Source organism: Desulfosporosinus sp. FKA, from assembly GCF_002196785.1.
In the GTDB taxonomy this organism is placed as follows: Bacteria; Bacillota; Desulfitobacteriia; order Desulfitobacteriales; family Desulfitobacteriaceae; genus Desulfosporosinus; species Desulfosporosinus acididurans.
In genome coordinates this window covers 104,509-126,177 of the sequence record NZ_NAHZ01000015.1, presented here as the reverse complement: position 1 = coordinate 126,177, position 21,669 = coordinate 104,509, and the positions used below count along the sequence as shown (strand labels likewise).

19 protein-coding genes are annotated in these 21,669 nt (G+C 46.2%); 2 read left to right on the top strand and 17 right to left on the bottom strand.

Annotated elements, in window-relative coordinates; translation table 11 throughout:
• Positions 1 to 87: 87 nt before the first annotated feature.
• From B5771_RS04160 to B5771_RS04085, 16 genes are all read right to left on the bottom strand, one after another.
• Positions 88 to 564, bottom strand: a complete 477-nt coding sequence (locus B5771_RS04160; protein ID WP_088186412.1) for an A24 family peptidase — start codon at positions 562 to 564, stop codon at positions 88 to 90.
• Between the two features lie 70 nt (positions 565 to 634).
• Complete coding sequence (locus B5771_RS04155) at positions 635 to 892, bottom strand: hypothetical protein (protein WP_088186411.1); 258 nt, start codon at positions 890 to 892, stop codon at positions 635 to 637.
• Between the two features lie 52 nt (positions 893 to 944).
• Positions 945 to 1,160, bottom strand: coding sequence for a hypothetical protein (locus B5771_RS04150; RefSeq protein WP_088186410.1), 216 nt, complete (start codon positions 1,158 to 1,160; stop codon positions 945 to 947).
• A 128-nt stretch (positions 1,161 to 1,288) separates the two neighbouring features.
• Positions 1,289 to 1,531, bottom strand: a complete 243-nt coding sequence (locus B5771_RS04145; RefSeq protein ID WP_088186409.1) for a hypothetical protein — start codon at positions 1,529 to 1,531, stop codon at positions 1,289 to 1,291.
• Complete coding sequence (locus B5771_RS04140; RefSeq protein WP_242966726.1) at positions 1,515 to 2,267, bottom strand: EAL domain-containing protein; 753 nt, start codon at positions 2,265 to 2,267, stop codon at positions 1,515 to 1,517. Before B5771_RS04140 ends, B5771_RS04145 begins: the two co-directional genes overlap by 17 nt.
• A gap of 27 nt (positions 2,268 to 2,294) precedes the next feature.
• Positions 2,295 to 4,229, bottom strand: a complete 1,935-nt coding sequence (locus B5771_RS04135; RefSeq protein ID WP_088186407.1) for a DUF87 domain-containing protein — start codon at positions 4,227 to 4,229, stop codon at positions 2,295 to 2,297.
• Positions 4,226 to 6,034, bottom strand: a complete 1,809-nt coding sequence (locus B5771_RS04130) for a hypothetical protein (protein WP_088186406.1) — start codon at positions 6,032 to 6,034, stop codon at positions 4,226 to 4,228. The genes B5771_RS04135 and B5771_RS04130 overlap by 4 nt, the downstream gene beginning before the upstream one ends.
• 6 nt (positions 6,035 to 6,040) lie before the next feature.
• Entirely contained in the window at positions 6,041 to 7,897 is a 1,857-nt protein-coding gene (locus tag B5771_RS04125; RefSeq protein ID WP_088186405.1) for a hypothetical protein, read from the bottom strand.
• Positions 7,898 to 7,918: 21 nt separating this feature from the next.
• Entirely contained in the window at positions 7,919 to 8,332 is a 414-nt protein-coding gene (locus B5771_RS04120) for a hypothetical protein (protein WP_088186404.1), read from the bottom strand.
• Positions 8,333 to 8,365: 33 nt separating this feature from the next.
• Positions 8,366 to 8,875 carry a metal-dependent hydrolase gene (locus B5771_RS04115; RefSeq protein ID WP_088186403.1) on the bottom strand — a complete coding sequence of 170 codons (510 nt, stop codon included), beginning with the start codon at positions 8,873 to 8,875 and terminating at the stop codon, positions 8,366 to 8,368.
• The gene (locus B5771_RS04110; RefSeq protein ID WP_088186402.1) at positions 8,872 to 9,339 is read right to left on the bottom strand and encodes a hypothetical protein; all 468 of its coding nucleotides are present in this window, start codon (positions 9,337 to 9,339) and stop codon (positions 8,872 to 8,874) included. The genes B5771_RS04115 and B5771_RS04110 overlap by 4 nt, the downstream gene beginning before the upstream one ends.
• Before the next feature lie 31 nt (positions 9,340 to 9,370).
• Positions 9,371 to 9,874 (bottom strand): hypothetical protein, encoded by a 504-nt coding sequence (locus B5771_RS04105; RefSeq protein ID WP_088186401.1) that lies wholly within the window; start codon positions 9,872 to 9,874, stop codon positions 9,371 to 9,373.
• The gene (locus B5771_RS04100) at positions 9,855 to 10,460 is read right to left on the bottom strand and encodes a hypothetical protein (protein WP_088186400.1); all 606 of its coding nucleotides are present in this window, start codon (positions 10,458 to 10,460) and stop codon (positions 9,855 to 9,857) included. The genes B5771_RS04105 and B5771_RS04100 overlap by 20 nt, the downstream gene beginning before the upstream one ends.
• Before the next feature lie 20 nt (positions 10,461 to 10,480).
• Positions 10,481 to 11,257, bottom strand: a complete 777-nt coding sequence (locus tag B5771_RS04095) for a hypothetical protein (RefSeq protein ID WP_088186399.1) — start codon at positions 11,255 to 11,257, stop codon at positions 10,481 to 10,483.
• A 162-nt stretch (positions 11,258 to 11,419) separates the two neighbouring features.
• Complete coding sequence (locus B5771_RS04090) at positions 11,420 to 12,346, bottom strand: tyrosine-type recombinase/integrase (RefSeq protein ID WP_242966725.1); 927 nt, start codon at positions 12,344 to 12,346, stop codon at positions 11,420 to 11,422.
• Between the two features lie 30 nt (positions 12,347 to 12,376).
• A complete protein-coding gene (locus tag B5771_RS04085) occupies positions 12,377 to 12,598 on the bottom strand; it encodes a helix-turn-helix transcriptional regulator (RefSeq protein ID WP_088186398.1) in 222 nt (73 codons plus the stop codon).
• A 210-nt stretch (positions 12,599 to 12,808) separates the two neighbouring features.
• Here B5771_RS04085 and B5771_RS04080 point away from each other — a divergent pair, with 210 nt between their 5' ends.
• Both B5771_RS04080 and B5771_RS04075 read left to right on the top strand, forming a co-directional pair.
• Positions 12,809 to 14,671 carry a hypothetical protein gene (locus tag B5771_RS04080; RefSeq protein ID WP_088186397.1) on the top strand — a complete coding sequence of 621 codons (1,863 nt, stop codon included), beginning with the start codon at positions 12,809 to 12,811 and terminating at the stop codon, positions 14,669 to 14,671.
• A 111-nt stretch (positions 14,672 to 14,782) separates the two neighbouring features.
• Positions 14,783 to 16,252 carry an Ig-like domain-containing protein gene (locus B5771_RS04075; protein ID WP_088186396.1) on the top strand — a complete coding sequence of 490 codons (1,470 nt, stop codon included), beginning with the start codon at positions 14,783 to 14,785 and terminating at the stop codon, positions 16,250 to 16,252.
• Positions 16,253 to 16,714: 462 nt separating this feature from the next.
• On the opposite strand, the gene B5771_RS04070 is transcribed toward B5771_RS04075, so the two are convergent.
• Positions 16,715 to 21,574, bottom strand: coding sequence for an Ig-like domain-containing protein (locus B5771_RS04070; RefSeq protein WP_088186395.1), 4,860 nt, complete (start codon positions 21,572 to 21,574; stop codon positions 16,715 to 16,717).
• Between the last annotated feature and the right edge of the window lie 95 nt (positions 21,575 to 21,669).

Here is a 21,669-nt window from a genome sequence, read left to right as displayed (position 1 = left end):
TTACATACAAATGAACGAAACCGGACAACTCTGTCCGGTTTAGGGAATTCTCCAATATTTATTTTCAGAAATGTAAAGTTTACAGTGCTAAAAACGCCATAGAACATTTAAGATCTTGTTACCCCATACCAGCACAATCATGGAGCCGAAACTGAGGTATGGGCCAAAAGGCAGCTGCTGTTTCAAACCAGCCTTACGGATTCGCTGCAAACTTGTTCCCGTCAGTAGACCAGCAAGGCTAGCTAAAATGATCACAGGAACGATTAAGGGAAAACCAAAAAATGAGCCAAGAGCCGCAACAAATGTGGCATCTCCGAGACCCATATCCTGAGGAAAGGTTTTAGCAATAAGCCGAAATACCAGGCCGAATCCCAACGCCGTCAACAAACTGAATAATCCGTTTTGGGGGCCATCCAGAAAAGCATTGAGAAGCCCTATTCCCAGTAAGGGAATCGTAAATTTATCCGGCAGCCGCATGGTGAAGTAGTCTGTAATAGATAAACCAAGAATAAGCAGGACAAAGAGGAAATGTAGTAACCGATGGAAATAAGCTAAACAACTCATTTAACCCAATTCCCTTTTGCTTCCATCATCATCTCTCCCTTATTTCTGATTTGCCCAGTGATCTAATTCTTTAAGAATTCATCTCTTGTATGAAAATGATGGTTTCGTAATCAAGCATCCCGCCGGCCTCAAGAATACTCTCCAAGGCTTTTCTTCCTCCTTGAGGAATATAGGGACTTTCCTTGGAATCTTTAAATGCGAGATACCCTAGTCCTGGGACAAAGAAAGCAAAACCACGGCCAAACTCACGGTACCCCCCTGGGCATTTAAACCGTTTCCCCTTCATGCTTACAATTTGAAGCTTTGCATTGAGTTCCTCAGTGGTCATATATAATCCCTTCCTTATCTTGTTTCGATTAACTGCTAACGGCAGGATGCTACTAGGCCGATATTCCTTGAAGGCTTCTACGTTTATCAAAGGTCTTTAAACTACCTGGTCCGGACTTCCAATGGTCTTTAAAACTAGAAAAATCCGAGTTGAGCCTCACGGTAATCGAAGTTTTCGTCTCGTCAATAATCTCTGTAACATCCCAAAGGAACCCATCGTCCTCTGCTAGTTGATCCCCCACCTTTAAGTCTTGAGCCTTTATTAGCATGGCTTCTCTTAACCTCCTCTGGCATCGAGATATTGTCTCGTTTCAAGTTATCCTTCACTTGGTAATGTTTTAAGGCTTATACCATCTGCCCATACCCTTGCTAACAAAAATGTAACCGTACGTAACAGTTAAAAATGTGTCTTCACATAGCCTACAGCGAGATGATGCAAGTAGTCATTAACATCACCGTTTCTAAAATCAATACGAATAAGCATCTCTTTAATGGCTTTTTTCTCTTCCGCTGAACAGGTCTTTATTAGTTTAATCACAAAGTCGCTGTCAATGAGATGGATCGTCCCATGATGTTCTATCTCAAACGTTTTAACAGGCAAGTCCTTTTCTTCGAAGAATGTGTCAAACCACTTGTCCATTTAAAGCTGCCTCCTTGTCCTCTTGCTCATCGTTCCTCATTATGGCCCTGTTTCGTTTAAACACCTGAGGTTTACCCAAGAAAAACCCTTGCCCAAAGTGGCATCCGGCTTCTTGAGCCGCGTGCCATTGTTCCTTGGTTTCGATCCCCTCCGCAATAACCTTAGAACCTAATCGCCGAGCGTGATCGACCATGGCCGTAAGGAGGCTATTTCGGGCTTTAACATGGATAGATTGGGTAAGGACTTTATCTAATTTGAAGTACTCCGGACGCAGCTGCAGGAGCGTATCAAAGGTGGCATATCCCGTCCCCAAATCATCGAGTGCTAAGGGAAACCCCATGTCCCGAAGACGAAGTACGCCTTCCCAATAGATCGCCTCAACCTCGGTAATCTCCAAGACCACATTGCGCCCACGAAAAACGCTCCATAAATCAGGATTGGCGATCGACGGGTGAACATTAATAAATAAGGGCCCAGGGATATGGCACCGGCTCTGGAGAATCGCCTCAACGATCAACGATTCAAGCCGTTCTAGACCTTTATAGTTATAGGCTAACGAAATGATCTCCATGGGGGAGAAACTAGACCAGCGTGCCAAGGCCTCATAACCAAGAATTGTAGAATTTGTAAGATTCATAATCGGCTGCAAGGCGATATTCGTAGGGATTTTCCCCTCAAGAATCTGGAAATACGCTTGGATTAGGTTAGTGACGTTTAAAGGCATCGAAATACTCATCTCCCCCTTTCATCATTCCCACAAAGGTTATACTGCGGATGGTTTCTCTTTCTTCAATCCTCGGGTTGCATAGAGTTTTAGTTCTAAAGGTGAAAGTTCATATCGGGCTTGTTCCCAGTTCCGGTCCGCCACTTTCAGCATAAAGGTGTGCTGCCCGTAGCTGTTTTGAATGGCCTCGATCACGGGTTCTGGAACCGCCTTACTTGACTTAAGAATCTCCAGTTCATTATCTTCGATCCAAAAAATCATTTTTATATAGCTGTTGCTCCAAATGGATTGGGCCGGGGCCTTTTCTCCCAAATACACAGAGACCTTATTGGAGCCGGTGACGACCATCCCGTTTTGATGTCGAATGGACGTCGCCCAGGTGTTTAGAAACTTCTCGATCACCGGGTTATTAATCGAACGCTGCAATTCATCCATAAATATCGCCGTGTACCGTTCGCCCAGAAGCTTATCGCGTTTAATTTGTTCCGAAATGGTATCCAAGGCTAAGGTCATCTTTACATGACTGGCCCGAGTGTCCTCCCCGGCTTCTTCGGGATTGGACAGACGGACAACAATCATCTGGGAATCCAACTTCAGAGGTTCACGGTTACCGAAAAGATGGCTCTGCCCGCCTTCAAAATAGCGCTGAATACGGGTCCGTAAGTCTTGAGCCCCCGGAGTGTGGATGTCACAGAGGGCTTTGTACCAATCTGTAATGCGAAGAGATTTCGTAAACCAGGTTTCAGGCTTTTCCCGGTCCATGTTATTCTCGGAAAGGACTTGGGCAATCGCCTGATCGCAGGGGACTAAGAAATATTCCTCCTCAGTATCTGCTAAAATGGAGATCGTTCGCATGACGCGGGCGACCATGGTATCGATAGGGTTGCTGTCAAGTTCCGAGGCTTGAGGATAAATCATCATGGGTTCAATATAGGCCCCAGTTTGAGTCCGCTGGTCCAGGTAAGCACCGCCGTTATGCATACACCAATCATAGAATTCCCCGTTGAAATCTAAGTAGATGACTCGAAAGCCATGCTCCATAAGACTCTGGCCCAAGGCCTTTTGGGCTGCTGATTTACCGCTGCCGGTGGTTCCCAGGACGGCAATATTCTTACCACCTTGTCCTTTTAATAGATTTAGGAAGATATGGCCGTAATTTCGCGTGCTGTTCCCAAAACTAATGCCCGTACCATCGGAAATACTGCCGTTAACATAGGGTGTCAGACACGTCAAGGGATCGCTGGTGACAAACCGTCCGGGATATTCCTTGTAGAGTTCGTCCGGCGTGAGTCCCAAGGAAAGTCCGGCCTGAAATCCCTGCAGCTGTTCGAAAGAAAGGGAATTAACTTTCGTTTTATCTTCGGCTAACTGGTCCTTAATTTCTTTGATCGTTTTCCTGAGGGCCTGAACCGTAGGAGCCCAGGCTGTGATGTAGACCCAGAGTTCAAAGGGCAGGTTATCCGTATACTCAACCTCTTTAATGATCCTCTTTAGAGATTCATAGGCTTTGACAAGCTCGGAATCGGGAATCTGATGACGGTTCGTCGCCTCCTCAATGTCATGACGCAGCCGGTTTAACTTATGTTCATTGGCTTTACTGGCAAGGCTTTTAACGATAGGGTGTATTTCCACGGTATAGCGAACGGAATGGATGGAAGGAACGCCTCCCGAGTCTCGATTTCCAAAAGCAAGATTTCTGAAATGACCGAAGTTTAAGTTTTGAGGAAAACGCTTGATTAACAAGGTCGAGGTGTAGACCGTTTTATGGCCTTTGCCCAGCCTAAGGTACATCGTCGACAAGGATTCATCGGATTCTTGGGCTAGGCCTGCTGCATCCCGTAAAACCTGAGCATCAAACTCGTCTTTTACAGAAACGTAGGGATTCACTGGGATGGGAAGGAAGCGAAAGAGATGTTCTTGAAGTTCTTTCGGCAGAGGAATCTTTTGGGCAAGTTTGGTAAAGTCCCAACTCATAAGGAAGCCACCTCACGTTTCATGATTAGCTGACGAAGGATTTCCCAGGGTTTCCGAGGGAGTGTTAGGCCAAACTGGTCGTCATAACTTTTATCGAAGGGGATCATGATGCCGATCGGCATGCCCAGTTGGGCGCTTAACAGTCCCGGAGATAAACCTGAAGGCATGGCCTTGGTAATCGCCAAGGCCATCTTTTCGACGGGGAGCGTTTCTATTTGCTCAAGTGAGGATCCTAAACTCCCTGGCTGATTATCTATGACATAGATAATTTTTTGTGAGGCGTTCAGTAAATCAGTACATTCGCTCGTCACCAGGCCAAGGTCGACGGTCACATGGTCGAAGCTTTCTGCCAGTTTGGCAATGTCTGAAACTCTTTGTTCTCCGGAAACGTCTGTAACGGCGAAGAGATCCGGCCACTCTGCCGGCTGCTCTCCGCGCCCTAAATTAACCAGCAATCCGTCGGGTGGCGCAAGATTCACGGCAACCGTGGTAACTCCAACATAACGCTTTGTTCCAAGAACGAGTACAACATTCTCCGGAAATCGTATGGGCTTCACTAAGGGAACTACTTTCTGCTTTAGGGCACTTAAACTATGTTCTTGTGGGATCTTGGCAAAAGGGTTTGGCGTTTTCTTGAAGGGATTTATAGAAGACGGCGCTCTCGTTCCTTGAAATGGCGGGAGGACTTCTTTAGGAATCGTTCGCACGGCAGGGGACGCTTGAGGCTTTTCCAGCATCAAGAGATTTAGTTTAGGTTCGGGCAAAATATCGGGTTCCTCTGAAACCTCTTCAATCGCTGGAATTTCAAAATCGATACGTTTTTCTTCATAGACTTCGGAAAGATTACTCGATTCCTCTTCTCCTTCTTCACTGCCTCCATCGATAACGTCGTCATCCATTGGTTCGTCCGTAAATCCCAGGGGTAATGTGAGCTTGCTTCGAGTCCAGGGTGCGATATCCCTATGAATAACCCAAAGCAAATCCTCTTCCCCCATCGGAGAGAGGTTGAGTTTTGCTCGTTGCAGGACCTCAATAAAGCTGTTGACCGTATACGAAAAACTGGCGAGAGCAAGTTCTTTGCGTTCTAAATCCGTATCGCCGGTTTCATCCCTCATAAGATGGGCTAGACTGCCATCGATGCGGAGAAACAACCGGTTGGCAACGGCCATCGATTTTGAAACATTTTCAGAGGCCGTCATACGATCGAGCGTCAAGTCTCTCCCACCCGGCAGAATCGCCGCAAGGGCCTGTTCTCGCCGTTCCTTCCAAAAGGCTTCTTCATACTCAAGGTCGGCATCATCAATCCAGCGCAGCTGTAAATGGTTTGCCGAAGCCACCGCCAAGGCATCCTTTAATCCTTTCTGCGTCAAAGCAACCGTTTTGGAAGACTCAAAATCGATCGGTTCCGCCTGCACATAGCAAAGTACGGAAACCCAGCCGTTATCCCATTCAACCAGAACCTTGTCCTCCCGATAATGGAGCATTTCGGCCCGAATAAGATCCTGAAGGCAGGTTGCGTTCTGCTCAGAACTTTTGGACCCTGGTTTATCCGATAAAACCTTTAAGCGTTTGCGATAGCGTTTAAAGATCCCAACATATCGGGGGAGATCCAGGGCCATACAGCCGGCGATAATGAGGAAGATACCGATCGCAATGCCCATCCGCCAAATGATATCAGGAAACGGGAACCATAAAATATAACCGGCCAGGATGAGGCCCAGAGGAACGAGAACCTTCAGCATTTTTTCGATGGAAATTCCCCAAAACGTCTTGATATCCTGACGAATATCATCCTGAAACTGCATGATCCCTTACTCCTTTCCTTTTAAAGCCTCATCGGACTTTCCGTCGTCCTCCGATTTTTTCTTTTTTTCCTTCTCCTGCTGCCAAGGCCCCATATCAATACCGTTTTCGGGGGCTTTGATGGAAACGCGAGTGATTCCATAATCATCAACCGTTATGAAATTATCCTTTACTTCGCCGGTATCGTCATCTTTTTCGTTATGAACCCAGTAACATGGACGGCCTTTAAGGGTTTGAGCAGCGACATACTTAGCAATCTTCTCGTTTGGAAGATCGACAGCCCACTGGTCATCGATCGTATGAAGCTTCACGCCTTGTTCTTCTAATTGTTGGGCTATTTCATCCTTGAGAGGCCCATCATATTGGAAGAAAGTACCGCCGCCCGGCGTCGATATCGTTTTGAAATAGTTATGAACAGCTTCCGGAATGATTCGCTGCTCGGTTTTATCCAAGTAAGCGTCGATAGCATCGCCTAAACGATGATGGCTATCCGTATCCTTCATAGCCGGCGGTTTGGTAAACGGTCCTCTGAAGGTTGTTTTAAAGCCGTTATTGGGAGTGGGATTTGTGGCAGAGAGTTCATCTGCTGTCGCTCTTTCCTGACGGAAGTTCTTTTCAACCATTCTGGATAAAACGTCATTATGGCGTGTCGGAGAACGGCTGGCTTGAAGTTTAATTGCTTCTCCCTGATCCGAAATCACGTCGCCGGCAGTTTGCATTTTATGGCCTGCAGTGGCCACTTTACTGCTGCCGGTCACGGCCCCTAAAATACTGGCAGCCTTGCCGGCGGTTTGCAGTTTAGAACCAGCGCTCGACGTGACCTGGCCCTTGACCGTTTGCACAGGGCGTGAGAGCATTCCCAGAATTTCCGTTTCAATAAACTTCCACCAAAATGTCCATAATACAATGACAGAAACGATCACGACGAGGGCCTGTAAAATGACCTGTAGAACGGTATCTGTCTGGCTCTGATAAATATATCCCTGCAGTCCCCAGCTCACGGTAATGACGATGGAGGCGATAAGCGTCCGGACCAAACCGCTGATATAGCTCATAAACGGCGTGAAATCCGAAGCTAAGGCAGTCATCATCGTAAAGAACGGAGACCCAATCACTAAAAGCAGCCAGATCCCATAGACCAGGCCTTGGACGAATTCAAAGACTAGGATGATCAATCCTCCAAGTATAAAGGCTAAAATGGCCGAAACGGCATCCTGGTTGGCCATGATCGCTTTGGAGAGATCCGGCACGATAAACTGAGCCGTTGACTGTAAGGCATCCGGGGATAACCAGTGCTGGCCCACCATCCAATCTAACAAGATATACGTGACGTGATTGCGGGCATAGACCATCAGGTTAGTGGCCCAGATCGAAAGGAACACCCAGAGGATGAGCCCAAAGGAAATAAGGATGTCTCCTGCCGTTCGTTTCCCAGCCATGACCTGTCCGGCCATTCGCATCGTAGCATAAAGCATGAAAGCCAGGGCCAAGACCACGAGAATTTCCCACCAGGTAAAGGAAGGATCATCCTTGTTCACATAGGGATACTCAGCAGCATTTTGTTCTGCCCAAGAGACAATGGGTCTCAAAAAATCGCTGAGAGTTTGTTTCATCCAATCGTTGATGATCTTCCCGGGATCGAAGTTCTGAAAGAAATCGACCACGGACGACACGGAGGATTTAACATCGTTGACTCCGTTATAGATTTGTCCCAGGATCGGAATATCACCGAAGGAAGTTCCGCCTGAAGAGCTGCTCGTAGTTGAGCTTGCCCCGCTGGGTATTGTTTCGGCGGCCCAGACCGGACCGCCGAAACCATTAATAAGAAGGAGCAAGGTTAGGATTAGGACGCTGATTCGTTTCATAGGGCTATCACCCGCCGTTATTTATTGAGGAGTCGAGGTAAATGCTTGGTTAAGAGGAACTAATACAGAGACAAGTAAGTGGTACCAGGCCCCGGAAAGAACCAAAAGGACCATACAGAATCCAGCAACCACCGGAATAAACTCTTTGTACGAAACCTGCCCTTCCATGAGTTTTTTCGATTTGCCCAAGAGATGACGGATCCCATGAAACAAAATCCAACACCCGTAAAGACCTAACCCGTAATTAAACAAAGGAAGCAGGCTCAAAACAACGCCGCCATTCATCACGGAATCCCATTTGACTTGAAATGGATTGGTTGAAGGAAGTGCTCCGCCTCCGTCTGCCAGGACGCGAGTCGTATTGGCTAAAAGCATTAAAGGTATGACAGGAACGCTCCATTTAATTTTATAGCGAAGACGTTTTAAGATTGACAAGACAATCCCTCCAAAAAAAATATTCGGTTCGAATTAGATAAGTTTGGGCTGCACCACGGTGATAATGACTAACACCCAAAGCGCATTTTTTAAAACCACCCGTTCCATCCAATCTTCCGTGGAAAACGTTAAGGGATAGGGAAGAATTCGTGCCAGGCTGATCATCCAGGGGAGTGGCCAGAGAAGTTGAGCCCCTTCCGGATTAAGAATGTCCATCAAAACTGGATGACTTAGATAACCGGCGACAGCGCAAGTCAATAAAATGCTGGGCACCATGGGCCAAAGCCAGTGCAGGTACAGGCTAAAGAGCCAGGCTGCCGCAATAGAATGCGTAAAGTGGCGATGATCAAGCGCCATGCCTGCACTGCTTCCCAAGGGCAGTCGTTGATTCAAAAACGAACTGGGATGATCAATATCCGGCAGAATGGCTGAAGCAGCCCCGAACGCGATTCCGACCGGCCAATAGATGGGCGGGGCGTGGGAGACGCTTAAAACAATCTCAGCTGCGAGCATACCGGCAGCGGCATGAGTAGAACCCATCATGGAACCTTCACCTCCTTATCTTCTTTAAGCCTGTTTCCCACAAAAGGGATGACTTGGGCTTGGTTTTCAAACCAGTTCTCCGGAATATACCCAAAATTAATCTGCCATTGGTCTGGCTTGCCGCAATGAGGACAAACCTTTGTGCGAACTTCGCCCAGAATTCGAACTGTCCCAAAAAATGGGACCGTCGTCTTCGGACTGATTACTGTCCTGCGGCTAATCGGTGCATCCCCAGCCGGTAGGTTGCAAAGCAAACATCGACCTTCTCCGCAGGTTGACATTGCTTGAATCGGTTTAGCACTGATTCTCGGGAGTTGACTCACGCTGGTAACCTCTGCCAGGAGTCCAAGCTGGTCGAGCGCGATTTCTGTTTGCTTGCCGGCTTCCCATTCGGAGGGCGCGAGAATATAGATGGTGCCGCGCCAAGCACCATGCTTGCATTTCACTTTCCAAAAATTTGACAAAAAAACCCCTCCCTTCTTGTATGCCTATCTATTAATTCCACTGTTGTCCCGGGGCAAAGTAAGTTGGCAGGGCGACGAGATCACACACCGGATAGGTTCCGGTATGGCTGGCTCCCATGATCTCCGGCATGGCCCAAGTGACCTGGAGGCTGACATAGACACTGCGCCCTGGAATTGTGCCTTTAACGCCGGGCGGAGCCGGAGAACCGGTATCCTCATCACTATAGACAGTAAAAGCCTGAACCGCTAAATTTCCCGGTGGAACTTGAAGCTTCTGTGCGTATAATTGAAGAACTGTAGATTCCAAGGACGAATCATCTAGGTCAAGGCCCTGGGGAATCGGGATGGACACAGCTGTCTGGATTGAATCCTTGAGCAGAGACTGCATCCAGGCCTCCACATTAGCCCTCTGAACCGCCATAAGTTTAAAAGAAATCCAGACAAACCCTGTGGCCAAGACTAGCGCAAGAAGAAACACCTGTAGCACCGACTGGGAGATCGAACCGCGTTCACGGTCATTGTTTTTTGATATCATGGGTTGTTGTCCCCTTTTCCTGTTTCGAAACACCGGCTGGTGCTATGGTCAAAACAGACTTCAGGTTTTCCTTGGTGAGCATGCCTTCCTTGATCTCCGGAGTGGCTGGCGAACCGAGTTTCAGGGTGACCAGTGAAGGCACCGTTTTGACATAAGCATTGGGAGCACCCGCCTGAATGACGACCGTGCCGTTTATTTTATACTTTGCTACAAACTCCTTGGTTTCTTTAATTGCCTCGGGAAGATCGGACGTGGTTAGGAAAGTAGACACATAAATTAAGGGTTTCTGTGCTTTTAGATCGCTCACCATCTGTTGGATTTGCGGCAAGTCTTCCTGACAATGTGGACAATTCACCGAGAAAAACTCCAGGGGGGTTGCCGCAGCATTGAGATAAACACTTCGCCCGTCAAGGGTGTAGACCGGGATCAAGCTGTAGTCCGGTTTAATGGGAATTTCCACTGCTTTCTTCATGGGGTTACCGGTTAAGGTTACCCCTGCAAGTCTGAAACCGAAAATTGCGACTACCGTTAGAACTACAGCGATAAGGATCAACATAAGAGATTTTTTTGTTAAAAGTCTAATCATCTTCTTTACTCCTTTTCAGTTTATTGGGGCTCTTTAGCATCGGAATTGGTGCCGTTGGGCACAGGTGGAGTGTTTGAACTTGGAGCAGTCTGCTCTGTGGATGTTGGAGGATTAGTCCCGACCGTCGGGGTATTTCCTTCATCCCAAGGCGACAAGCTAAGAACAACCTTTCCTGCACTAAGCAGCTCATCACGCTCTTGAGTAGAGTTAACGGCAATTTCCACAGAAGCTGGCGTATAAACTCCGGAGGGAGTCATAGAAAGGCCTCCGGCCATATTGGCTGTCGAGGTAGACTCGATTTTTTGCCCGCCGGCATTGTAAACCGCCACCACCCTTTTGTGACGTAAAAGCGTCGATAAGGGTCCGGATTGTCCAGCCGTTTGTTTACCGGTGGATACCAGGGCATCGACATAATCCTCAGCCATAGCTCCTCCGGAACTCACGAGATCCACCGGGATTCGAACCCCAACTTCCCCCATGTACAAACCGTTCTGCATTGGCTTATCGGAAATGTCTGTTTTAAGAAGTGGATGGCCTGGTGTTAATTCGATGGCGGCCCGTTTTCCTACGGCTGCCTGTTTATCTGTGACCGCATTAACCGCAAATTTGGAGGGCATTGTTTCGGTTGTAAGGGCTGATTCAGGAATGGAATAACCGGCTTTGACGGTTCCAGTCACCATGACCATAGATACGCGCGGCCCTCCAACCGCCAAAACCCCTCTGATTATGAAAAAGGTGATGAAAACAGCGCCGACCAAGGAAATGATAATGCCTCTAGTACGTGATATCTTTTTCATAAACGTCTCCTCTCTGATTTATTATTCGTTCTGGTATTTCTAAGGGAATTTCCCACAAATGCTTTGTTTTCTTACATACTCAAACAATAAAAACCGCCTATCTATTTAAGAACTAATAGATAGGCGGTTAATTTTTTTTTTCGATAGATCATATTAGTTTAATTAATCCCAATCAGACATCGTTCGTTTATTTCGCCATCTGGCCATTTTACGAACAGCTTTCGCGAGTTCATCAGGACGAGACATTACGTAACGTGCAGTGGTCATGATGTTCGGCATCCCGTTTTTCTTAAGATGCCCCGCAACAAGAGCAACATCCGTCAGTTTCATTCCGCTATTTAACAAATCTGAACAATACGTGTGTCGCAGAGTGTGGTATGTGAAATGGAAACCAGTCTCTTCACGTAGTTTTTCCACAATCTTTTGCACTGCGCGTGTCGACATTTTCTGTTGATGACGCTGAGTGACAAAAAGATACTCATTGGTATCTCTTCGTCCAGAAAGATATTCCTTAAGAGTCAGCACTAAATCGGGAGCAATTGGTACTGTCCTAAATTTCATGCCCTTCCCTACCCGAACGTAAATTTCTCCACCCCTTTTTCTAAGTAGTAGATCTGAAATCTTAAGATTTATTACTTCGGATACCCGTAAACCAGCACTGAGGCCGACTTCAATTAAGGCACGTGTCCTAATTTTTTTAGTTTTTAAAATAGACCTCAATACATCAACATAATTTTCACTTAAGCTTTTCGGTGCCAATAACGGTTCTTCAATGTACTGCACTCTTGAAGCCGGGTTAACCTCAATAAGACCTTCTTCTTTGGCCCATCTGCAGTAAATTCGGATCACCTGTAAGGATTTATTAATGGTTGGAGGTTTTTTTCTAGATATAATGGCTAAATAGTTTCTATAATCTCGGACTATGCCCGCTGTTATAATCCACGGGCCGTCAAATTCAATTTCTCGTTCTCCAATCCATTTAATAAATTGCTTTATCATACGTAAATACATCTTGGACGTTTTAAGATTATACCCTTGATACTCATCCATCCAGGTAGCGAAAGTTCCTAGATCATTTAATTGGTCCACTGTAATACCCCTTTGAATCTAATGTATAAGTTATTTTCTTCCCTTATGGCGTGATGGAATGTATTCTAAAATATCTGATACATCACAATTGAGGGTTTCACAGATAAGGTCTAAATGATCGAGGTTAATCCGTTCCGCCAATTCATGGTAATAGTCTCCGATCGTGCTCGGACGAATTCCAGTTTTTCTAGCTAAATCAGCTTGAGTCCACCTTCTCTCCCCTAAAAGACGAGATAAATGAATTTTAATCATTTCACGTACAATCCTCCCAATTAAATTCGGGGGAATTGTATCATTGACCGTTAATTTATATTTGTTTTTGTGATATTATCACAGATTACGTTATTTAAATTGCACTATTTTTTTCACAAAATAAATAGATGATCGCTCCCACAAGGTTGTAAAAAGGGTTATTTTAGTACTTATTCCGATTCGTATGCGAATCCCGTTTTTGGGGCTACAATGACGGTTTCTGGAGGGTACGGAACTAATGCATCCAGCGTTTCAGATACAAATGGTTACTTCGCTATTCCGATTAAGCCAACAAACTTTGGTGGCCCTTTTCCTTTAACTTTTATGGTTAATGGGACGAGCTTTATTGGCCCATCAATTGATGTTACTGAATATTCGACGAACCAACTGACTTTACAAGCAATTGATGGAGTTAATTCAGCAATTCCAGGTTCCCCGTTTAGCGTAATTGCATGTCTTCTCGATCAATACGGGCAACCCATGAACGGGCAAAGCGTAAGCTTTCAAAGCTCAACCGATCCGACAGCTACGCTCACAAACCTTACTCCATCTTCACCGAATGGAAGTGGAACAGGTAGTTTAAATCAGACCTCTGGAACTTTCGTTTCTGGACAGGCTGCTATTCAAGTCGACTTTGATCGACAAGGTAACCAGAGTATAACTGCGATGTATCAAGATTTACAGGCTTCTCTAAACATTTCTGTAAACTCGGGAAACATTGCTCAAATTGTTTGGTCGAGTGTTAGTCCAACGACACTGCAGGCAGGAGGAACAATTAATATCTCCGGTACGGGACTTGATTATTTAGGAAATCCAGTGGGAAGTGGAAAACCCATCACGCTTTCTCTCAAAGAGGGAGGAGCTGTAAATCAGACGGTCTATACCGACATGATGGGACATTTTAGTGGTACTCTCACACCTACAGTTGTAGGAACCAAAACGGTAATTGCACAATACGGCAGTAACATTCAAGCCTATCCGACAAGCATAACGGTTAATCCGGGAGTTATTTCGGGCGGAAGTATTTCTTATACTACTGAGCCCTTCTTTAACGGAGACAACGTAACGGTTAATGTCCAAGTTATGGATGCTTATGGGAATCCAATTCCCGGAGTGAGTGGGATATCGTTAACTGGTTCAGGAACAGGCCTTCCAACGGTTATGCAACCAGCCGGTCCCACGAACACAAACGGGATCAATAGTGTTGTTGAAGGTCCGTTTATTAACACCGGAACCTATAAATACTCAGCAGAGATAAGTGGGATAACTATTATTGGGGCTAATTTCACCGTTTACCAAACTGTTAATCCTAAAAATGGAGTCATCATCACCCCTAGCACAGTAGACCAAGCAATCCCTAAAGGAGATTATGATGGTACGTCCAATACAGGAAAAGTTCTTGGGGACCCTAATCTCGTTGGCGAAAATATTGTAAGGGGTAAAAGTATTTTTGGCGTTACAGGAACAGCTTCTACAGGATTAGGTAACTTTAATGAATATTCCCAGTTTAAGATCCCTGCAAATTGTATGTACATGGGTACTAATGATGAAGGTATATGGGTCTGGGATACAACAGACAACATGCTTGAAGTTTATAGTTTGTCAACAAATAGTTTGATACGGCAATTAGCGCCCCCTACATTTGAAGGTAAAACGTATAAAAATCCACTGGTAGCAATAAACAATGATTATATTGTATGGTCATATTATGCTCCAACTTACTATGAAAGTTATTTGTTAACGGATACCCAAGGGAATCCTTTAAAGACTTTCAGTCCCGGGAGTTACGGATACCAACCATCTTCTATAAGTTTGGGACAAGATAGAGTTTGGATTATGGATTACAGGAGTGACGGTACACCAACTAGATACATTACAAGTTATGACTTTTCAGGCACTCGAAAAGTATATGTCGCGAGTCCGACTGGATATTTCGGAAATGCAAGTATCGTCGCTGTGAATGATGGTGCCCTTGCAATAGATTGGGACCTAAATTGTTACTATATAAGTAATACTGGAACAGTAGGGACCATGCCGTTTAATATATCCAGTATTCCTTCGATGGGTAATTAGGGATAGTCAAACACACAGCATCTGGTGAGGAAAACTAAAGAGCTAAGTAACTATTTTATCTCGCTAGCTTCACATTTCGATTCGTATGCGAACCCTATAAATGGGGCTACAGTGACCGTTTCTGGAGGGTTTGGACCTGACTCTACTCCGGTACAAACGGATAATTTGGGTTACTTTTCGACGTCAATTAAGCCTATTAATATTGGTGGACCCTACCTAATCACAATAACGATTGGATCATGGTCTGTCATTCTAGACGACACATTAACTATTACACCCACTCCACCAACATTAACAGTAACACCTCTGACGAATACGGCCATTGCTGATGTCAATGTGCCTTATAGTATTCTCGCTACCCTAAAAGACAGTAATGGCACACCTATTGCAGGAGTGCCGGTATCGCTTAGCATACCAACGGACGAGAATGCTGTTTATTCTACGCCTGTTACAACGGATAGTTCCGGAAGTGCTATTTTTACTATCGAATTTAGTAAGGTTAGTAACCAACAATTAAATTTTAGTGCCCTAGCGAATGGGAAAACGTTGAATTCGACGTTGTATTTGTATTCTGCAGTTCCAATCCTGGGGGATTTCGTCTATCAAACGGTTACTACCGAGGTACGAGCTGGAAGCACAATGAGCGTCAAGGGGTTTGTCTTTGACCAATTTGGTAACCCGATGCCGCCGGGTACGGCAGTCAGAGTTTCCCTGCCAGGCAGTAACGCAACGAATCAAACAGTGTTTACGGATAGCGATGGATCGGTTACAGCCTCTCTAACACCGACAAAAACAGGAAGTTTTTCGCTGGATTGTACTGTAAATGATGCTACCTTTATTTATGGAACCAGTATTACTGTCCTCGCAGGGCCTCCGGCAGCAGGCACTATAACCGTTGATTCGCCCTCAATCCAGACGGGTACTAAAGATATAGTCAATATACATCTTGCAGACAATTGGGGAAATAACGTACCTGGCGCGACGGTGACTCTGGGAACCGATGCGGGCATTACCGTAACACAGCCACTTCCGACGGACGAAAATGGGGATACCTCAGCTTCTGAAGGGCCATTTCCGACACTCGGAATCTATCATTTTTACACAACATCACCGGTTAGTTTATCCAGCGATACGTTTGTTGTGTATGATACGAAGTATGTTACAGCAATGGGGCCGAATTACTCAACATCAGGAGCCGTTCCCTCGACCTATAGTTATAATAGTGGCGGGTATGTAGGAACATTGAACAGAACGTCGATTGGCAGCGTTGTTGTAAGTGGGAGCTATTCGCCTCCTGACAGTAAAACCGTGTCATCCAGTCTAAGTGGCACTGCGACTAAAGAAAATGGCGTTGAAAGTGGAGATCCGCCAGGTAGTACTTATTATAGTAGTGGCGGTTACTCAGGTACATTATCTATGACTAGCTTCAGCCCGATTGGCCTACCAGTAACGACTAATAATATTACTTACTGGAGTTGGGTTGCGTACTATTCTGGTACAGTCTATCGTCCAGCTATAGATACGAGAGTCTATAACTATTACGGTAATTATTCTGGTTATGTAACGAAGATGCCATCGTAATACCGTTAAAGTATGGTATCTCAATTGGAAACTAAAGTATGAAAAGCAAGCTCTTTTAAGATTTAAGAATCCTAAAAGGGCTTGACAAAACATTCGGATAATCTGGATTTGAAAGTGTAACTTAATTATAACAAGATGTGGAAAGTAATCTGTTTTTGGAGCTTTAGCAATAATCGTGATCTTGATTATCGGTGTGAGCATTTTTTAGAGGCTCGCGGCATAGTAGTGATAATTTAGCATCCACTAAACGATAAACAAGTAGTCAAATAACAGAGGTCTATTGATTAATGATCAATAAAAATAGAAGGGTGGGAAATCCAAAATTGGTTCCTATCCTTCTATTTTTACATTATAAATTATCTGTACCACAAAGTAATACTCTGCCACTGGCACTTAGGCCTGGATCATGAATTAATTTACGAAAAACCCCATAGCCGTTGGTCCTCGTATTGCATTTTAATATTAGGGCATCTTCGTTACGTAACCCGAATAATTGCCATAGTAATAGTAATATCTTGTGTCTACAGCAGGTTTTGTAACTGTGCCACTATAATAAGCTGTCCCTGGTTGAGATTGGGTAAAAGTATCACCATCAGAACCCGTCGATGGTAATGATGGAGTAACTGAGCCTCCAATAGCTCCTGTGAATGTTAACGTACCACTATAACCTCCACTATTATAATAAACTGGATTTGTGTAATTTGATGGAGAAACTGATTGGCCTGTACTTTGCCATCCTCCCGAATATACCCAATAAATATAACAGGTGAGCGACTGAGATGTTGATACCGTTTTGCTGTCAGGAGGTGTATAGCTGCCGCCAGCAAGATAACTGCCTATGGACGTTCTATTCAAGGTTCCCACATACCCGCCACTATTATAATTGTAGGTCGAAGGTACGGCTCCTGATGTTGAATAATTCGGCCCAGTTGCTGTAATATACTTCACATCATAGACAACAAACGTATTGCTGGTTAAGTTAACCGGTGATGTTGTGTAAAAATGATAGATCCCAAGCGTCGGAAATGGCCCTTCAGAAAACGAAGTATTTCCGTTCTCGTCTGTTGGAAGTGGCTGCGTCACCGTAATATCAGCATCCGTTCCTAACGTCACTGTCGCGCCAGGAACGTTATTGCCCCAATTATCCGCGAGATGAATGTTAACCGTATTTTTGGTCCCCGTTTGAATTGAAGGCGAACCAACCGTGATGGTACCTGTTGTCGGAGGCCCTGCAAGGACAGTAATAGTGGTTCCATAAATAAAGGTAGCATCATTTACGGTACAATTCAGCGAAAAACTTCCCACCTTTGTGGGGGTTAGCGAGGCTGTAAACAAGCCATTGCTGTCCGTAAATGCCATTTGATTAATTGCATTACTGCCCGGCAAGGAAACACTAACCGCTGTCCCTGGCGGCATCGGGTTACCGAATTGGTCAAACACAAACCCCTTGATGCTCATCGCATTTCCAGCGTGCACTTCAGTGGGGTTGACCGATTGATAGACGAAATTCCCCAGGATCGGGACTGCGGAATATAAATACAAGGTTGTGTTTAAGGGTTTTCCATTGGCTGTGGCACTGAAATTTAAAATTTGGTTACTGACCTTACTAAATTCAACGGTAAAAACAGCACTTCCTGAACTGTCAGTCGTGACAGGCCTTGAATAAACGGCATCCCCGTCCGTGGGTATGGTCAGCGCTATCGGCACTCCTACGATAGGGGTGCCATTACTGTCTTTTAGTGTCGCGAGAATACTATAAGGCACATTAACATCAGCAATGGCTGTACTCGTGATAGGCGTTACTGTTAAGGTTGGCGGAGTCGGTGTTACCGTTAACGTATCTCCTATAATGACAGACCATGATCCAATCGTTACGGTGATCGGATACGGACCACCTATCGTTATAGGTTTAAGCGACGTCAGGAAGTATCCCAAGTCATCCGTTTGAACAGAGGGTGAGTCTGGTCCAAAGCCTCCTGAGACGATCACGGTTGCCCTTGGAATTGGGTTCGCATACGAATCGGTAACTGTACCTGAAATGATGGGTAGAGGTACCGGATTTTGCTCTGTCCATACAACTGTTCTGGTTGGCGACACGGTTGAATTCACGGTTGTAGGTGCCCCAGGAGCAACCGTAACTGCTGCAGATGCCTGCACATTACTCTGGTAAGAAACCTGAATAATCTGCGACGTCGCATGGGTCCACGTAACTTCGACATTCGTTTTTCCGCTGGAATCTGTTGGAGTGGCCGTTGTTATTGTTGCAGAGTCGGTAGGACTGCTAAAATTCAAGGTTGCTCCATTAACCGCATTTCCGGATTGGTCTAGTAACGTTGCAGTCGCTGTGACAGGTAACCCTGCAGTTGTCGTTCCAGGCGCCGAAATTGACAGCTGATAACCTTGAGTTTCAGTTACTGTCAAAGTTGGAGATGAGAATGTATGAGAGTATAGGCCAGAGGTTATTGTTAAGCTAAATGTTCCAGTATTCGTCGGATTAAGGGTTATTGCAAAAACTCCCGATGATGAGGTGACACCTGAGCTTGATTCCCCCCACCCTCCTGAGACTGTAACTAAAGCATTTGCAACAGGGTTGTTATAATTATCGATTAATGTTCCTGTCACTATTGGCCCTTGGTTCGGGTTTTTGACCACAACCTGGGGACTTAACGTCAACCCCATAACACTGAGCGATCCATTGGTCGTTGGGTCGGCTGAGTTAACCGTCACACTGCATGACGCTTGTATGTTTTGATACATCGCCTGGATCACTTGATGCCCGACTTTAGTAAAGATGATAGTGACCGATGTTTGACCGGAAGCGTCCGTACTGGCCGGAGTTGAAATCGTTGCATCGGTTTGGCTGGGTGAGGAAAATTGCAGGGCTAATCCTGAAACAGGATTCCCCCCGGCATCTTTTACTGTTGCCGTCACCGTCATGGCCTCTCCTACCTTTACATTATCAGGCGCTGCTGACAGACTCATCGAATCATTGACAGAGGAGGTTACGGTAAGAGCGAGACCACTGGGAGTGTCTGACCACGTCCCCGAACTTATGGTCAGGGGATAAGGCCCGCCAAGATTCTCGGGAGAAATCATCAAGAAGAGGTTTCCGTGATGATCGGTGGTTCCCGCTGCATTGGGTCCAAAGCCGCCACTTACCGTCACATCGGTATCGGGAATAGGGTTCCCATAGCTGTCAAAAAGCACTCCAGAGACGACCGGCAGAGAGCTAGGGTTTAATGTGGTCATCGTGGGAGATACCGAAGCGATCACCAAGCTTGGCCCTGCAGGAATCACTTGATAGGTAGCTGTTCCCACAGTATTCGTCACTCCGTTGACGCTTGCTGTGAGGGAGTGATACCCAGCCTTGGTTAATGGACCGAGAGTAGCCAGGGCTTGTCCTCCGCTGTCCGTTGTAACGGTGGACTGCGGTAGAGCTGATGGTTCCGGTGTTTCCGACAGAGAAAGGGTTTTACCGGCCACAGGATTTCCCGCGAAATCTCGAACGCTGATAGTCGCGGTTAGCGTTTGCCCAGCTGTAATGCTGGTTGCCGGACTCCCATTAAGGGCTGTGACGATGGAAACGATATAGGCTCCCTGAGGTAAGACGTTTACGTCCAGCGTACCCCCTCGAAGTGGTGTTCCGTTTGCCTGAACTGATAACGTCTCGGTACCGGTTGTGGATACCGTCTGAGTTACAGAGAATGTCCCGCCGGCATTCGTTTGAACTGATGTACTTCCGTCCGGCCCTACGAGATTAAGGGCTGTTCCACTTAAAACGTCGTTTCCAAAGGAATCCTCAATCTGCCCCGTTACAGTTACCGTACCGCCGGTTCCGATTTGAGTCGGAGTTGCCTGTAAGTTCACGACTTGATAGGGGCAGGCAGGTTTCACGGTGATTTGAACCTGAGCTGAACTGACCTGGCCCGTACTCGCTTGAATCGTTTGGATCCCGGCTTGTGTTAAGACAACATTCTTCTCTCCAAACCTACCTGAAGAATCACTCGTCGCAGGTCCCAATGGAATGAGGTTGTCAACCTGATCTGTTGGTGAACTTATCGATACAGGTGCGTTGGCTACCGGAGTGTGAGATGGCCCGGCGACCATACCTTGAAGATTTATCGACTGCCCTGCGGTTATAGTCAGTGGCGCTGCACTATAGGTATCACCGGTGCTGCATTGCAACGAAATGGTTTGCGGATTCCCTTGATTGACTTCGACATTGGCAGTCACAGAGGCGGACCCTGTAGTAAATGTGATTTGCTGATTTCCCAGTGTCGTTGGAGTGTAAGTCAGGCTAAAGGCCCCCTGGGCATTGGTCTTCAGACTCTGAGTGGTCACATCGGACGTATCGGCGCTCACTCCAAGGCTAATCCCTGGGATTGAGTTACCATTAGTATCCGCGACTAACCCTTGGATCGTCACAGGATTTCCTATAATCACTTGGTAACTTGATGCGTCGGCAGAGACACCCCCAAAATCCATGCTTCGAAATGCACCCATAAGCAAAGAGCCGCCACCCGAAGGTTGATTGGTTAACACGATTTGTGCCGGGGAATCCGGATTCACCGTCACATTTTCAGAAGCATAACCCACCCCAGCTTTAGCAGTAACCACCTGGGGACCTACGCTGGGAAAGGTGACCGTCGCTGTGAAGCTCCCGTCAGCCAAGGTCGTGACCATCGTAGTCCCATTAGGGGATTGAATTTCCACTTGAGTACCAGCTGGAGCAATCTGCATGCCCATATTTACCACGCCGTTGTACTGAACACTTTTTCCAACCGTCACCATACTTGGACCAGATAACGTTAATGCCGTTGGAATAGACGGGTTGCTAACATTCGATGTAGGGGAGGGTCCCAGATCCGTCACCGGCATCTGGACCCCGCTAAAATCGCTGAAGGTTCCGACACACGCAGACGTGTCCGCCGTCATGCCCGTCACATATTCCGAATTGACATTAGGGATCTCTTTTTCAAGATACACCTTAAAAATGGGGAGGTTAAACCCCGGAACTTTAATCGTAAAATCGTAACCTAACGCTCCATTCGCTGCCGTCGAACCGTAACTTTGCCTTCCGGTCGATGCATTGAAGTAGACCTGAGCCGGTTTGAGACCGCTGCTTTGGAGATACTGGGCAATGTTTGCCTCGGCGTTTTGCGTCAGGCAGCCATTGGCCTTGATTGACTCTTCGACGCGTTTAGCGCCTTCGCCCAGAATCCCCTTGATTTCTGCCGCTTTCTCAAATTCCAGAAAGACACCCAAACCGACTCCGATCAATAAAACGAGTCCGAAGATCCATTGTATAGGCTTGCCAACCATCGTATTCCTCCTCTCACAGAAAATTTAAAGAGCATAACCGTGTATAGCCAGGTTATGCTTCCTTGGGCTTAACCCTTTGGCTGAATTTTCTCCTT